Annotated in this window: 14 protein-coding genes; 8 read left to right on the top strand and 6 right to left on the bottom strand. The window is 64.1% G+C overall.

The features are described 5' to 3' along the window. Positions 1–8: 8 nt before the first annotated feature. Positions 9–554: a GcrA family cell cycle regulator gene (locus OGR47_RS00750; RefSeq protein WP_165049755.1), complete on the bottom strand. Its 546-nt coding sequence runs from the start codon at positions 552–554 to the stop codon at positions 9–11. Positions 555–994: 440 nt separating this feature from the next. On the opposite strand from OGR47_RS00750, the gene OGR47_RS00745 reads away from it, so the two are divergent. Genes OGR47_RS00745 through OGR47_RS00735 form a run of 3 tightly spaced genes read left to right on the top strand, consistent with a single transcriptional unit; the run spans position 995 to position 4094 of the window. Further along, positions 995–2191, top strand: a complete 1197-nt coding sequence (locus OGR47_RS00745) for an aspartate aminotransferase family protein (protein WP_165049869.1) — start codon at positions 995–997, stop codon at positions 2189–2191. Beyond that, entirely contained in the window at positions 2191–3135 is a 945-nt protein-coding gene (gene argF, locus OGR47_RS00740) for an ornithine carbamoyltransferase (RefSeq protein ID WP_165049866.1), read from the top strand. Before OGR47_RS00745 ends, argF begins: the two co-directional genes overlap by 1 nt. Next, on the top strand, positions 3135–4094 hold the full coding sequence (locus OGR47_RS00735; protein ID WP_165049752.1) for an Hsp33 family molecular chaperone: 960 nt from the start codon (positions 3135–3137) through the stop codon (positions 4092–4094). The genes argF and OGR47_RS00735 overlap by 1 nt, the downstream gene beginning before the upstream one ends. Here the strand turns inward: OGR47_RS00735 and OGR47_RS00730 are convergent. Next, on the bottom strand, positions 4091–4435 hold the full coding sequence (locus OGR47_RS00730) for a hypothetical protein (RefSeq protein WP_165049750.1): 345 nt from the start codon (positions 4433–4435) through the stop codon (positions 4091–4093). The two genes, OGR47_RS00735 and OGR47_RS00730, sit on opposite strands and share 4 nt — an antisense overlap. Before the next feature lie 211 nt (positions 4436–4646). Beyond that, positions 4647–5543, bottom strand: coding sequence for a LysR family transcriptional regulator (locus OGR47_RS00725; RefSeq protein ID WP_165049748.1), 897 nt, complete (start codon positions 5541–5543; stop codon positions 4647–4649). Between the two features lie 114 nt (positions 5544–5657). Between OGR47_RS00725 and OGR47_RS00720 the strand changes: the two genes are divergently transcribed. Next, on the top strand, positions 5658–6710 hold the full coding sequence (locus tag OGR47_RS00720) for an NAD(P)-dependent alcohol dehydrogenase (RefSeq protein ID WP_165049746.1): 1053 nt from the start codon (positions 5658–5660) through the stop codon (positions 6708–6710). A gap of 177 nt (positions 6711–6887) precedes the next feature. Then, a complete protein-coding gene (locus OGR47_RS00715) occupies positions 6888–7883 on the top strand; it encodes an aldo/keto reductase (protein WP_165049744.1) in 996 nt (331 codons plus the stop codon). 21 nt (positions 7884–7904) lie between these two features. Here the strand turns inward: OGR47_RS00715 and OGR47_RS00710 are convergent, their stop codons facing one another. Beyond that, positions 7905–9287 (bottom strand): histidine kinase, encoded by a 1383-nt coding sequence (locus OGR47_RS00710; RefSeq protein ID WP_165049742.1) that lies wholly within the window; start codon positions 9285–9287, stop codon positions 7905–7907. Between the two features lie 68 nt (positions 9288–9355). On the opposite strand from OGR47_RS00710, the gene OGR47_RS00705 reads away from it, so the two are divergent. The 3 genes from OGR47_RS00705 to OGR47_RS00695 all read left to right on the top strand — a co-directional run bounded on the left by OGR47_RS00705 (position 9356) and on the right by OGR47_RS00695 (position 12552). Further along, positions 9356–10045 (top strand): fumarylacetoacetate hydrolase family protein, encoded by a 690-nt coding sequence (locus tag OGR47_RS00705; RefSeq protein WP_206527399.1) that lies wholly within the window; start codon positions 9356–9358, stop codon positions 10043–10045. Between the two features lie 275 nt (positions 10046–10320). Next, complete coding sequence (locus tag OGR47_RS00700; RefSeq protein ID WP_165049740.1) at positions 10321–11823, top strand: pyridoxal phosphate-dependent decarboxylase family protein; 1503 nt, start codon at positions 10321–10323, stop codon at positions 11821–11823. Positions 11824–11865: 42 nt separating this feature from the next. Then, positions 11866–12552, top strand: coding sequence for a hypothetical protein (locus OGR47_RS00695; protein WP_165049738.1), 687 nt, complete (start codon positions 11866–11868; stop codon positions 12550–12552). A gap of 450 nt (positions 12553–13002) precedes the next feature. Here OGR47_RS00695 and OGR47_RS00690 read toward each other — a convergent pair whose 3' ends face one another. Both OGR47_RS00690 and fabI read right to left on the bottom strand, forming a co-directional pair. Beyond that, entirely contained in the window at positions 13003–13326 is a 324-nt protein-coding gene (locus OGR47_RS00690; protein WP_165049736.1) for a c-type cytochrome, read from the bottom strand. Between the two features lie 18 nt (positions 13327–13344). Beyond that, entirely contained in the window at positions 13345–14154 is an 810-nt protein-coding gene (fabI, locus tag OGR47_RS00685) for an enoyl-ACP reductase FabI (protein WP_165049734.1), read from the bottom strand. Between the last annotated feature and the right edge of the window lie 64 nt (positions 14155–14218).

Genomic DNA, 14218 nt, shown 5'->3' with positions numbered 1-14218 from the left:
GATTTCATTTAAGCGTAGCGCGGCGCTCTGAGCTGCTCGCGGGCGCGACGGCGATCCTGCGCCGGCTGATAGGCGATACGGGCGTGATGCGCGCAGTAAGGGCCGCCGCCGATCGGCGACTTGCCGCCGCAGAAGCGGAAGTCCGGCGTCGTCGGATCGCCCATCGGCCAACGGCACATGGACTCGCGCAGCTCCATCAGCGTCACGCGCTCCGACATCGGGATGACGACCTCCTCATTCGGCGTCACGCGCGCAACCACGACCGTCTCGGGTGTAAACGCAAGCGCGACATTACCGAGCACGGCGTGTCCACCGACGCGAGGCGCAGATGCGGCGGGGGCGGAAACCGCCGCCTGCCGAGGGGCCGCCTTGGCGGCGCGCGGACGCGGCGCATTGGCCGTCTTCGCCCGTTCGGCGAGGCCAAGACGGTGGATCTTGCCGATCACCGCATTGCGCGTGATGCCGGGGCCAAGTTCGGCAGCCACCTGACTCGCGCTGAGACCGTCGCTCCAAAGCTTACGCAACAGGTCGACGCGTTCATCGGTCCAAGACATTTTGACCTCCAAGCGGCCGGTTCGAGCGCGCAACCGGACAGAATCCACCAACTCTCGCTGCGCTGGACCCAACCAGCGGCGACGTCGCGCGCACCGAAACTCGAGAAGCGCCAGGCGGAAACAACGCGACCGACCCGGCGAGAAAAACTTAACAAAACCTTTGAATCACGGGCAAGAGTCGCTGGCAAGCAGGACGGGGCGTTCTACACAGCCTTTCTGAGCGCATTTCCCCGACAGTGTTGCCGTGGCGACTCACCGCCTGCCAAACGTCAAATGAAAGGCGTCTCGGCGCGGCCGCCAAGTTGGCCACGACGTTAGGATTTGACCGAAACAGCGCGCCCGCATAAAATCGACTTCTCAAAATGCCGCCCCGAAAGGGCGGCGCTTTGTTTTTTGGCCCAACCGCCAAAGCGGCGGATCTGTTGGCTTGGAGCATGATTTTGACTTCTGCGCTCTATCCGACTTATGCGCGAGCCGACATCGCCTTTTCTCGGGGCGAAGGCGCATGGCTCTTTACAGAAAACGGCGACCGCTATCTCGATTTTGCTTCGGGCGTGGCGGTGCTGTCGCTCGGCCATGAGCATCCGCATCTTGTCGAGACCCTCAAGGCCGCCGCCGAAAAGCCGTGGCACGTCTCCAATCTCTTCCGCATTCCCCAGGCCGAAGCGCTTGCCGAGCGTCTCGTAGCGGCGACCTTCGCCGACACGGTGTTCTTCGTGAATTCTGGCGCCGAAGCCGTGGAATGCGCCATCAAAACCGCCCGCAAATATCATGCGGCGAATGGCCAGCCGGAGCGCTACCGCCTCATTACCTTCGAGGGCGCCTTTCACGGACGCACGCTCGCGACCATCGCCGCCGGCGGCAATCCGAAATATCTCGAAGGCTTCGGTCCGCCGCTCGACGGCTTCGACCAGGTCCCCTTCGATGATCTCGCCGCTGTCGAAGCCGCCATCACCGAGGAAACCGCGGGCGTGCTGCTCGAACCCGTGCAGGGCGAGGGCGGTCTGCGCGTCTTCCCGCATGAATTCCTGCGAAAGCTTCGCACTTTGTGCGATGAGCGCGGCCTGCTGCTCGTGCTGGACGAAGTTCAATGCGGCGTCGGCCGCACCGGAAAATTCCTGGCCTGCGAGCACTCCGGCGTCACGCCAGATATCGTCGCGCTGGCCAAGGGTCTCGGCGGCGGTTTCCCGCTCGGCGCTTGCCTCGCCACGCGAGAGGCGGCCAAAGGCATGACGCTAGGCACGCATGGCTCGACCTTCGGCGGCAATCCGCTCGCCACCGCAGTGGGCGGCGCCGTGCTGGACGTCGTTCTCGCCGAGGGCTTCCTCGCGCGCGTCGCCGCGTTGGGCGGCCATCTCCGCCAGCGTCTCGCGGAGCTGCACGACCGCCATCCACGCGTGATCGAAGCCATTCGCGGCGAAGGGCTGATGTTCGGCATCAAGACGCGCGTTCCCAATGGGGAATTCGCCGCCGCAGCGCGCACGGAAGAGCTCCTCCTTCCAATCGCCGGGGATAATGTCGTTCGCCTGCTCCCGCCGCTCATTATCGACGAGAGCCACATATCGGAGGCATTTCAGCGCCTCGATCGGGCCTGCGCGCATTTCGCCGCGAAAGCCGAGCAATTGGGGGCGGTATGATGACCGCGCACACCATGACGCGGCCGCGTCATTTTCTGGATATCTGCGATCTTCCCGGCCAAGAGCTGCGCCAGATCCTCGAGCTTGCCAAAACCCTCAAAGCCAAGCGCGTGAAGGGCATGCCTCCCGCAGAGCGCCCGCTCGCCGGCAAATATCTGGCGATGGTTTTCGACAAGCCGTCGACCCGCACGCGCGTCTCTTTCGATATCGCCATGCGCGATCTCGGCGGCGAGACGATCATGCTCACCGGCGGCGAGATGCAGCTCGGCCGCGGCGAAACCATCGCCGATACGGCGCGCGTTCTATCGCGCTTTGTCGACGCGGTGATGATCCGCATTTTGTCGCACGAGGATTTGACCGAGCTTGCCCGCCACGCCACCGTGCCGGTCATCAACGGGCTGACCAAGCTCTCGCATCCCTGCCAGATCATGGCCGATCTGCTGACCTTTGAGGAGCGCCTCGGCCGCATCGACGGAAGCACGGTCGCCTGGGTCGGCGACTCGAACAATGTGCTGGCGAGCTGGGTGCACGCCGCCGCGCGCTTCGGTTTCACGATCAATGTCGCGACCCCTCCCGAGCTCGCGCCGCCGCAAGCCCTCCTCGATTGGGCCAAGGCCAACGGCTGCGCCATGAACGTCATGGCCGACCCTCACGCCGCCGTCGCCGGCGCGCAGGCGGTCATTACCGATTGCTGGGTCTCCATGGGCGATGAGGATGAGGACTTCCGTCGCCGGGTTCTCGCGCCATATCAGGTCGACGCCAAACTCATGCGCGCCGCCGCCAAGGACGCGATCTTCATGCATTGTCTGCCGGCCCATCGCGGCGAGGAAGTGACCGATGAGGTCATGGACGGACCGCAATCGGTGGTTTTCGACGAGGCCGAGAACCGCCTCCACGCCCAGAAGGGCGTCCTCGCCTGGTGCCTCGCGCCGGGAATTTATTGATGCAGGAGGCGCCGAGCCGTGCGGTTTCGAAAGAGGCGCGCGATGATCGCGTGACGCCTTTCGCCGTCGAGGCGCTCGATCTGCGCGGGCGGCTCGTGCGGCTCGGGCCGACGGTCGACGCGATCCTCAACCACTATGAATATCCCCCGCAGGTCGCGCGCCTGCTTGGCGAAGCCGTCGCGCTTGCGGCCCTGCTCGGCTCGATCCTGGAGTCGCATGGCCGCTTCCAGCTCCAGACGCGCAGCGACGGCCCGGTGGATATGCTGGTCGTCGACTATGACGCGCCGGGCAAGCTGCGTGGCTTCGCCCGTTTCGATGCCGCACGCCTGAGCGAGATCGCCGACCCCGCGCCGGCGGCGCTGCTCGGGCGCGGCCATCTGGCTTTGACGATCGAGCGCGAGGAAGACGCCGCGCGCTATCAGGGCGTTGTGCCGTTAGAGGGCGAGAGCCTGGCCGAGGCGGCGCACACCTATTTCCGCCAGTCCGAGCAGATCCCGTCTTTCGTGCGCCTGGCCGTCGCGGAAGTGGTGACGCCCCAGGGCCGCAGTTGGCGGGCGGGCGGATTATTGCTGCAATATCTGCCGGTCGCCGGCGCGCGCGTGCAGGATCTGGCCCCGGGCGACGCTCCCGACGATGGCGAAATCGCCATCGAGGAGCAGGACGACGCCTGGACGGAGGGTCAGGCCCTCGCCGGGACGCTCGAAGACCACGAGCTTGTCGACCCGTCGCTCTCTGGCGAGCGGCTGCTCTATCGGCTGTTCCACGAGCGTGGCGTGAAGGTCTTCAACGAGCGCGCGCTGGAAGAGTTCTGCCGCTGCTCGTCGGAGCGCATCGAACGGCTGCTGAAGAGCTTCACGCCGCAGGAGCGCGCCGACATGGTCGGCGACGACGGGCGCATCGGCGTCACCTGCGAATTCTGCGCGACCTTCAGAAGCTTCGATCCCGCCGATTTCGATTAGTTTTTCGCCGCCGATTGCGCCTTGCAAGGGCAGACGCCCGAGTTGGTGCAGGACGAGAGCCGTAAATCACCAGCTTTTTTCTCGCCCCGCGCGGTTTCTTTCAGCTCGCAACAGCTGCAGGGACATTGCTCGATCGCCGCGAGAGCAGTGGCGACGCCGGCCCGCACCACGACCTGCCCGCGCTCGTCGCGCACCCGGATGAGGGCGCCGGGGCTCCGTCCAAAGCGCAAAGCCAACGCCTCGACATGGCGCCAGATCGCCGCGCTGTCCGAAATCTCGATTTTCTCGGCGAGCAGCGGTGTCTCGCCTTCTCGAGAATATTCGAACGTAAACGCGGTCATCAAAGCGCTCCTGATGAAAAAAAATGCAGTTACGCCTCCTTAAAAGCACATAACGACAAAAATGTAATTGCGCAGCGCAGCATCGCTCTTCAAAGCGAATTCTGGCGAAAAATTCATTCCAGCATTTTGATTTCGAGAGAAACTTCGCCGGCCGGCATTCGATTAAGAGGAAGCCCTCAGACAAATCGGAAGGCGCCCACGCCGATTTTTCCTAACCGCCATGGTAACGCAGCGCCTCGACCACCAAGGCGAAAGCCGGCGTGGGCTGGCGCCGGCTCGGGTAATAGAGGTGATAGCCCGGAAAGGGCGGGAGCCAATCGGCGAGGACCCGGATGAGCTCGCCTCGCGCAAGCGGCGCCTCGACCATATCTTCGGGGAGATAGGCCAATCCGTAGCCCGCGCGCGCGGCGTCGAGGATCAGCCGCAGACTGTTGAAGGCGAGCTGGCCGTCGACGCGCGCCTTCACCTCGCGCCCGCCCTTCTCGAACTCCCAGGCGTAGAAACCGCCATAGGTCGGCAGGCGCAGATTGATGCAGATGTGCTCGGTCAGCTCCTGCGGGCTTTTCGGACGCTTGCGCCGCGCGAAATAGGACGGCGCGCCGACGACCGCCATGCGTGCGTCCGGCCCGATGCGCACCGCGATCATGTCCTTGGCCACCTGCTCGCCGAAGCGGACGCCAGCGTCGAAACGCTCCGCGACGATGTCGGTCAGCGCCTCATCGACGACGATCTCGACCTTGATGTCGGGATAATCGGCGACAAGCTTGGCGAGCGCCGGCCACAGGATCGTTTCAGCGGCATGCCCGCCCGCAGTGATGCGGATCGCGCCGGCGGGTTTGTCGCGCAAGTCGCTCAGGCCCGCGAGCTCAAGATTGATCTCGTCGAAACGCGGCCCCAGGGCTTCGAGCAGGCGCTCGCCGGCCGCCGTCAGCGCCACGCTGCGCGTCGTGCGCGAGAGCAGCCGCACGCCCAGGCGCTCCTCCAGCCCGCGCACGCCATGGCTCAGCGCCGATTGCGAGACGCCGAGCTTTGCGGCCGCTCGCGTAAAGCTGCGCTCCGAGGCGACGGCGACGAAGCCGAAAAGATCATGGGCGTTCTGCCGGAACATTCATGAACCCTATTCATAAGCGCATGCGGATATAGCTCCCTAATGAGGCGACGGTCCAGGTGTTATCTCCGACGCAGAAGCGTCCCCGCCCGCGCCCTTGGAGAAGACCCGCAAATGACGATCAAAGCTTTCGGCTATGCCGCGCATTCGGCGACCTCGCCGCTCGTTCCGTTCCACTTCGAGCGGCGCGACCCGCTCGCCGACGACGTGACAATCGAAATTCTGTACTGCGGTGTCTGCCACTCCGACCTGCATCAGGCGCGCAACGACTGGAACAATTCGATCTATCCGATGGTGCCCGGTCACGAGATCATCGGGCGCGTCGTGGCGGTCGGGCCGCAGGTCACGCGCTTCAAGATCGGCGACCATGCGGGCGTCGGCTGCATGGTCGACTCGTGCCTCACCTGCGAGCCTTGCGAGCAGGGACAGGAGCAATTCTGCAATTGCTTCCCGACTTTCACCTACAATGCGCTCGACAAGAACGGGCAGCCGACGCAGGGCGGCTACTCCGACCGCATCGTCGTCAAAGAGCGCTTCGTGGTGAAGATCCCCGACGGAATCGACCTCGCGGGCGCGGCGCCGCTGCTGTGCGCGGGGATCACGACCTATTCGCCGCTGCGCCACTGGAAGGTCGGCCCGGGAAGCAAAGTCGCAGTCATCGGCCTGGGCGGGCTCGGGCATATGGCGATCAAGCTCGCCAAGGCGCTCGGCGCGCAGGTCGCTTTGTTCACCCGTTCGCCCGGCAAGAGCGAGGACGCCAAGCGACTCGGCGCCGACGAGATCATTCTTTCGACCGACGAAGCGCATATGGCGGGCGCCAAGGGCAAGTTCGATCTCGTCATCGACACCGTGCCCTCCATTCACGATCTCAATCCCTATCTGCCGACGCTCGCCATCGACGGGACGCTCGTGCTCGTCGGCTATCTCGGCGGGCTCGAACCCGCGCTCGACACGATTCCCTTGATCATGGGCCGCAAGTCTGTCGCAGGCTCGCTCATCGGCGGCATGGCGGAGACGCAGGAGCTGTTCGACTTCTGCGCGACGCATGGCGTCGTCTCGGATGTCGAAGTGATCAAGATGCAGGACATCAACGCGGCGTACGAGCGCATGCTCAAAAGCGACGTGAAATATCGCTTCGTCATCGACATGGTGTCGTTGAAAGCGTAGCGCGCGGATTCTTGTCGTGAACAGCGCGCATCGGGTCTCTGTCATTCCCGGCGGGCCGACGGCCCGACCGGGGATCCAGAGCCACAAGAGCGCTGGTTTTGCTCTGGATTCCCGATCGCTCGCTCAAGCGAGCGTCGGGAATGACATCTCGTATCACTTCATTTCAGGAGGGCAGACATGCAAAAGCGCAAATTAGGCGCGAGCGGCCTGGAAGTCTCGGCCATCGGGCTCGGCTGCATGGGAATGACCGGCGCCTATGGCGCGCCCAAAGACAAGCGCGAGATGATCGCGCTGCTGCGCGCGGCGGTCGAGCGTGGCGTGAATTTCTTCGACACCGCCGAGGTCTATGGCCCTTTCGCAAATGAGGAGCTTGTCGGCGACGCGTTGTCGGAGCTGCACGCGGATCTCGTGATCGCGACGAAATTCGGCTTCGCCGTCGACCCCAATGGCAAATGGCCCTGGACCGGTCTCGACAGCCGCCCCGAACACATAAGGGAGGTCGTCGAGGCGTCGCTCAAACGGCTGAAGATCGAGACGATCGATCTTCTCTACCAGCATCGCGTCGACCCCAACGTGCCGATCGAGGAAGTGGCCGGGGCGGTGAAAGACCTCATCGCGCAGGGCAAGGTCCGGCATTTCGGCCTGTCGGAGGCGAACGCCCAGACGATCCGCCGCGCGCATGCCGTGCAGCCGGTGACGGCGCTGCAGAACGAATATTCGCTCTGGTGGCGACAACCGGAGGCGGAGATCATCCCGACCCTGGAGGAGCTGGAGATCAGCCTCGTCGCCTACAGCCCGCTCGGGCGCGGCTTCCTCACGGGCCAGATGGACGCGCGCACGACCTTCGACGCGAAGGATATGCGCAGCGGATTGCCGCGTTTCGAGGCCGAGGCGCTGCAGGCGAACCAGGCGCTCATCGAACTGATCCGCGCGGTCGCCGCGCGCAAACAGGCCACGCCGGCGCAGATCGCCCTCGCCTGGCTCCTCGCGCAAAGGCCGTGGATCATCCCGATCCCCGGCACGACGAAGCCCGCGCGCCTGGAGGAAAACCTCGCGGCGGCGGAACTGGCGCTGACGGCCGACGATCTTGCGGAAATCGACGCGGCGGCGGCGAAGATTCCCGTGCAGGGCGACCGTTATCCGGAGCATCTGGAGCGGATGACGGGCGGGTGAGCGAGATCGGCTCGCACGCCGCTAGCCGGTCAGTGAGACCGAGAGCTTCAGCCGCGCCCCCTCGCCCGGCGCGCTCTCGACCTCCAGCGTCGCGCCCGAAAGGCTTGCCCGCTCGCGCATGCCCAGCACCCCGAAATGGCCGGGCGTCGGCGCCGCGGGGTCGAAACCTGCGCCATCGTCCTCGACGACGAGCTCCGCTCGCGCGTCGTTCACATGCAGGGCGACGCGCACATTCTTCGCGCCCGAATGCAGCTCGATATTGCGCAGCGCCTCGCGCAGGATCGCCGCAAAAAGCGTCTCGGTCTGCGGCGCGAGCGGACGCTCGGCGGCAAAATCCAGCGTAACGGCGACCTCCGGCCAGCGCGCCTGGAACGCCAAAACGATGGCGCGCAGATCCGCGTCCTCGCGCCGCGTCTCGCGCATCTGGGCGATGGCCTCGCGCGCTTCCCATAGGCCCTGCCGCGCATGCGCGTCGACCTCGGCCAAGGCTTTTTTTGCCTCTGGGTCGGAGGTCTTCTTCGCGATCAGCCGCGCCTCGGCGATCATGGTGACGATGGAGCGCACCAGCGTGTCGTGCAGGTCATGGGCGATCCGCAAACGCTCATGGGCGATCGCCGCCGCGCGCGCCTCCTCTTGCGCCTTCTCGCGCTCGATGCGCAGCCGCCGCTCGGCGGTGACGTCGCGCGCCACGGCCTGAAACTCGCCGCCGGCCGCCGCCCCGAGAAAGCGAATATCCCAGGAAAGCCATCGCGCGCGGCCCCTCGCGTCGCGGGCCGACATCTTGAAGGACTGCCCCTCGGCGGCGCGACGAAGCCGCCAGGGAGCGCCCTGGGAAGGGAATAGATCGTCGAGCGCTTCGCCGATCAGCGCGTCCTGCGGCCTGCCAAGGAAGGACGCGGTCGCCCGGTTCGCGAAAACAAGCCGCAAATCAGGGCGGAAGCGCAAGACGAGATTGCCGGAGGATTCGACGATGTCGCGATAAAGCGCGTCGGCGATCTTGAGCCGCGCCGCGGCGGCGTCGGCCTGCTGCTGCAAGAGCTGCTTCTCGCGCCGATCCGACGCCAGGAGGCGGTCGATCTGCTCCGACCCATGGTCCGGCGTCGTGACGACGAGATAAGCCCCCTCGCCAGCGCTCCAGCCGATCGAGATCGTGACGCGCCGGCCCTCCAAAGCGGCCCGCATCGAGGGCAGGACAATCTCGCCGCCCTCTCGGCGCAAAGCCGCGAAGGCCTCTTCCATATTGATGAGAAGCGGCGCGCCGCAGACGGGCGCCCCGACTGGCGGCAGCCAATCGCTGAGCGGCCCGAGGCGCTGGCGAACGAACAGGCGCGCATCCACGAGGGCGAGTCCGATCCGCCCGCGCGTCAGCGCCTCGTCAGCGATGGTGGTCCCTGTCAAGCTCATGGTTGAAACGATAGCGGCGCCCTGCGAAGTCAATCTATAACCGGAGGACGCAATATAGAGGAATTCCCATGTCCTATGTCTTTCCGCCGCCGTCCGCCCCTTCCGTCGCGGTTGTCGGCGAGACGCGGCGCTTTCCGGTGCGGCGGATTTTCTGCGTCGCGCTGAACTACGCCGACCATGCGCGCGAGATGGGGAAAGACCCCGGCGCCGAGCCGCCCTTCTTCTTCGCCAAGCCCGCCGACGCCGTTGTCGCCGACGGCGAGACCATTCCCTTTCCGCGTCTGACGACGAACCTGCACCACGAGATCGAGCTTGTCGCCGCGCTGCAGTCCGGCGGCGCCGACATCGCGCCCGACCGCGCGCTCGATTGCGTCTATGGCTACGCCGCCGGGATCGACCTCACCCGCCGCGATATGCAGACGCAAGCGCGCAACGCCGGACGGCCCTGGGATATGTCCAAGGGCTTCGACAACTCCGCGCCGATCGGGGCGATCCGCAAGGCGTCCGACATCGGCCATCCGGCGCGCGGGCGCATTGCGCTCTCGGTGAATGGCGCTGTGCGCCAGCAAAGCGATCTCTCGGACATGATCTGGAGCCTGCCGCAGATCATTGCGGCGATCTCGACCTATGTCGCGCTGGCGCCGGGCGATCTCATCTTCACCGGCACGCCCTCGGGCGTCGGCGCGCTGCAGCCGGGCGACACGGCCGACGGCGAGATCGAGGGCGTGGGGACCGTCCGCGTCACTTTCGCCAGGTGACGACTGTCATCCCCGGGGGGCCGCCGGCCCGACCGGGGATCCAGAGCCACAAGAGCGTTGGTTCTGCTCTGGATTCCCGATCGCTCGCTTTCGCGAGCGTCGGGAATGACCGCGAGCCGTTCCTCTGACGCAAAGAGCCGCCGCAGCGCACAAGGCCGGGTTGCGCAAGGCGCCCAAAGACGGCTATTTGGCTTTGCTGTTGAAACGCCGGGAGACGCGCGGCGCATGCCCCATATGACCGCCTTTGCGCCGCTCCGGCGCGGGAGCGCCGCGACATGACCAAGCCGGTCGATCTCGACCCCCAAGACTGGGACGCCTTCCGCGAGGAGAGCCATCGCGCGCTCGATTCCATGATCGACTATCTGCGCGACCTGCGCACCCGGCCCGTCTGGACGCCGCCGAGCGACGAGGCCAAGGCGCGTTTCAACCGCGACCTGCCGGCGCAGGGCCGCGCGCTTTCCGCCGTGCTCGAAGATTTCGAGCGCTACATCAAGCCCTTCGCCACGGGCAACATCCATCCGATGTTCATGGGCTGGGTGCAGGGCGCCGGCACGCCGGTCGGCATGATCGCGGAAATGCTCGCCGCTGGCATGAATTCCAACTGCGGCGGGCGCAATCATATCGCCATCGACGTCGAGCGCCAGATCGCCAAATGGATGGCGCAGGCTTTCGGCCTGCCAGAGGACGCCTCGGGGATTTTCGTCACCGGCACCTCCATGGCGAATTTCCTGTCGCTCCTCGTCGCGCGCGACCAGGCCTATGGCGACAAGGACGTGCGGCTCAACGGGCTCTGCGCTCAGAGCGGCCAGCTCATCGCCTATACGTCGCGCGAGGCGCACAATTGCGTGCGGCAGGCCATGGAGCTTGCCGGGCTCGGCGCGCGGCATCTGCGGCTCATTCCTTCAGACGACAACCGCCGCATGAAGATCAGCGCGCTGCGCCACGCCATCTCGGCCGATCGCGCGGCGGGCTTCCGGCCCTTCCTCATCGTGGGCACGGCCGGGACGGTGGATACGGGCGCGATCGATCCGCTCGATCGCCTCGCCGACGTCGCCCATTCGGAGGATTTGTGGTTTCATGTCGATGGCGCCTTCGGGGCGCTGGCGGCGCTCTCACCGGCTTTGAAGCCGCTGGTGAAGGGGCTGGAGCGCGCCGACAGCGTCGCCTTCGACTTCCACAAATGGCTGCATGTGCCTTATGACGCGGGCTTCTTCCTGGTGCGCGATCCCAAGGCGCATAAGCGCGCCTTCGCGGCCAACGCGGCCTATCTCTCGCGCGCGCCGCGCGGGCTCGCGGCCGGGGACACCTGGCCCTGCGATCTCGGCCCCGATCTCTCGCGCGGCTTTCGTGCGCTGAAAACCTGGATCACCATCGAGACCTTCGGCGCCGATAAGCTCGCCCAATGTATCGAGCAATGCTGCCGCATGGCGAAGCGACTGGAAGCCTGGATCGAGACGTCGGACAGCTTCGTGATGCGCGCGCCGGTCGCGCTCAACATTGTGTGCTTCGGGGTGAAGGGCGACGACGACGGCTCGCTCGCCCGCGAGATCGTGATGGAGCTGCACGAACGCGGCGAGGCGGCGCCTTCGCTGACGATCCTCGACGGCGCGCCGGCGATCCGCGCGGCGATCATCAATCACCGGACCCATGAGGAAGACATCGACGCCGTCACGCGCTTCCTAGAAGCGGCGCTACGCCGCGCCCGCAAGGAGCCGCATGATTTCGGCGCCGTGGTGGAGCCGCATGGGCCGGGGAAGACGCGGCTGTCGGAGGATTAGAGCTGCATTAATCTGGCAGCTAAAACAAGTCGGTATATCTCAATGCATAAGCAGAAAATCGCGCAAGCCAAAAAGACTCTTACAGATAGTGCGTTTGACTTCTTAAAACGTTCTGCGGGTGAAATTGACGATCACCCGAAATACTCTGTTATCCATTTCGCGATTGCTGTTGAGCTTCTACTCAAGGCCAGATTGATGCATGAACACTGGTCTCTTGTCGTAGAGAAGGTTTCAGATGCCGACATAAACGACTTTCTTTCAGGGAAATGCAAAACCGTTAGCACAGGCGAGGCAATCAAACGCCTTGAAAAGGTCTGTCAGCAGAGCATCCCAATGCCCTCCGCGAAGCAATTTGAAAAAATTGCAGCTCACCGCAATAAGATGGTTCATTTCTTTCACGAGGCCACTTCTACTCAGAATAGCAAAGGACTAGTTGAGGGGATCGTTAAGGAGCAGTGTCTAGGATGGTTTTATCTAGAGAATCTTCTCCTGCAGTGGAGCGATCAATTTTCAGAGTTTGCAGTGAAAATTACAGAGACGCGATGCTTATGCGACGAAATCGCTCTTATCTATCCGTCGCGTTCGATCGTGTCTCAAGTGAAATTGCAGCAGATCGAAAAAAAGGGATTACCTTTAAGCTCTGCTCTGGATGCGGATACGAAGCCGCAGAAGTTAAGGAATTGTCAGAGCTCATCTTCGAACAAGATTGTCGTGTCTGCGGACTATTAGAAAGATATGCGTCAATTGGATGCCCCGCCGAATGCGGCGCAAAGGTTCTGATTGAAGCTGATTATGGAAGCAACCGAACATGTAAGTGCGGCCATGAGGTAAACTCGGAAGAACTTGCCGATGCATTGTGCACGGATTTCTCTGATCCGTCTGACTTTTCGCCCCCCATCAATTGCGGCTTCTGCATGAGTCACGCCAGCGTAGTGAAACATAAGGACTTTTTTGTCTGCAGCGAATGTCTTTCCACTAGTGAGGATGCGCCATGTTGTGGCTGGTGCAACGAATATCAGATTGGCGGAGGTGATTTGGAAGACAGCTACTTATCAGGCTGCGAATTTTGCGATGGGCGTTCCGGCTGGGATAGCGACGATTAACTCGGCATTAATGGATTCAGCTTCCCTCCCTTGAGAGGGAGGGACGGGGATCGCGCCCCAGGCGGAATCCTTGCCCCTACTTCTTCTTCAGCCCCAAAATATACCAAGTGACCGAATCCATCTCCTCGCGCGAGAGAATGAAGTTCGGCATGTTCCGGTGCGAGGAGCGCAAAAACACCTTCAGCGACAGCTCCGTCGTCGAGGGCATTCTGGCGACGTCGAGGAAGCGCGGGGCCTTGGGGTCGGGGCTGATGGCGTCGGGGTCGGCGGTCACGGCGTGGCATGACGCGCAGGTTTCCTGCGCGATGCGCTTGCCGACCGTCTCATCGGGGCCCTGCGCCAGAGCCGGCGCCGTCCCGGCGGAGAGGAAAAGCAAAACCGACAGGAACGCCAATCTCATTTTCCTCTCCCTCAAAAATTACTCGCCGCCGTTCAAATCCTCCGGGCGCGGCTGCAGCATGATGTTGTAGCCAGCGTCGACGAGATGGATTTCGCCGGTCACGCCGCCCGAGAGCTCGGATAGGAAATAAAGCGCCGAGCCGCCGATTTCATCGAGCGTGATCATTCGCCGCAGGGGGCAATGCTGCTTCTGGAAGGCGCCCATGGCGCGCGCGCCGGTGATGCCGGCCCCTGCCATGGTGCGCACCGGCCCGGGCGACAGCGCGTTCACACGGATGCCGCGATCGCCGTAGTCGGCGGCGAGATAGCGCACGGAGGAGTCGAGCGCGGCCTTGGCGACGCCCATCACATTGTAGTTCGGCATGACATGGGTGCCGCCGCCGAAGCTCACCGTCACCATCGAGCCGCCGTTCTTCATCAAACGGGCCGCGCGCTTCGCCGCTTCCGTGAAGGAGAAGCAGGAGATCACCATGGTGCGGATGAAATTCTCGCGCGAGGTGTCGGCGTAAAGGCCCTTCAGCTCGCTCTTGTCGGAATAGGCGATGGAGTGGACGAGAAAGTCCATCTCGCCCCATTCCTGCTCCAGCCGCGCGAAGACCGCGTCGACGGTCTCGGTATCCTCGACGTCGCAAGGCAGGACGAGATTGGAGCCCAGCTCCTCGGCGAGCGGCTTCACGCGCTTGCCGAGCGCCTCGCCCTGATAGGTGAAGGCGAGCTGGGCGCCATGGCGCGCCAGCACGCGGGCAATGCCGTAAGCAATCGAATGGTCGTTCGCGACGCCCATCACGAGCCCGCGCTTACCTTGCATCAAACCGGTAGAAACCGTCATCTCACTCTTTCTCTACTCGAAAGGCCTAAAGGCCCAGCTTTTCGAACTGGCGATGTCTTATCGC

The sequence above is a fragment of the Methylocystis sp. MJC1 genome (assembly GCF_026427715.1).
In the GTDB taxonomy this organism is placed as follows: Bacteria; Pseudomonadota; Alphaproteobacteria; order Rhizobiales; family Beijerinckiaceae; genus Methylocystis.
Note: the sequence above shows the minus strand (reverse complement) of the source record. Positions and strands in the feature narration are given on the sequence as shown.

Excerpts from the sequence above, each read along its gene's own strand:
- OGR47_RS00750 (WP_165049755.1), bottom strand. The coding sequence starts at position 554 with ATGTCTTGGACCGATGAACGCGTCGACCTGTTGCGTAAGCTTTGGAGC.
- argF (WP_165049866.1), top strand. The coding sequence starts at position 2,191 with ATGACCGCGCACACCATGACGCGGCCGCGTCATTTTCTGGATATCTGC.
- OGR47_RS00735 (WP_165049752.1), top strand. The coding sequence starts at position 3,135 with ATGCAGGAGGCGCCGAGCCGTGCGGTTTCGAAAGAGGCGCGCGATGAT.
- OGR47_RS00730 (WP_165049750.1), bottom strand. The coding sequence starts at position 4,435 with ATGACCGCGTTTACGTTCGAATATTCTCGAGAAGGCGAGACACCGCTG.
- OGR47_RS00725 (WP_165049748.1), bottom strand. The coding sequence starts at position 5,543 with ATGTTCCGGCAGAACGCCCATGATCTTTTCGGCTTCGTCGCCGTCGCC.
- OGR47_RS00720 (WP_165049746.1), top strand. The coding sequence starts at position 5,658 with ATGACGATCAAAGCTTTCGGCTATGCCGCGCATTCGGCGACCTCGCCG.
- OGR47_RS00715 (WP_165049744.1), top strand. The coding sequence starts at position 6,888 with ATGCAAAAGCGCAAATTAGGCGCGAGCGGCCTGGAAGTCTCGGCCATC.
- OGR47_RS00710 (WP_165049742.1), bottom strand. The coding sequence starts at position 9,287 with ATGAGCTTGACAGGGACCACCATCGCTGACGAGGCGCTGACGCGCGGG.
- OGR47_RS00705 (WP_206527399.1), top strand. The coding sequence starts at position 9,356 with ATGTCCTATGTCTTTCCGCCGCCGTCCGCCCCTTCCGTCGCGGTTGTC.
- OGR47_RS00700 (WP_165049740.1), top strand. The coding sequence starts at position 10,321 with ATGACCAAGCCGGTCGATCTCGACCCCCAAGACTGGGACGCCTTCCGC.
- OGR47_RS00695 (WP_165049738.1), top strand. The coding sequence starts at position 11,866 with ATGCATAAGCAGAAAATCGCGCAAGCCAAAAAGACTCTTACAGATAGT.
- OGR47_RS00690 (WP_165049736.1), bottom strand. The coding sequence starts at position 13,326 with ATGAGATTGGCGTTCCTGTCGGTTTTGCTTTTCCTCTCCGCCGGGACG.
- fabI (WP_165049734.1), bottom strand. The coding sequence starts at position 14,154 with ATGACGGTTTCTACCGGTTTGATGCAAGGTAAGCGCGGGCTCGTGATG.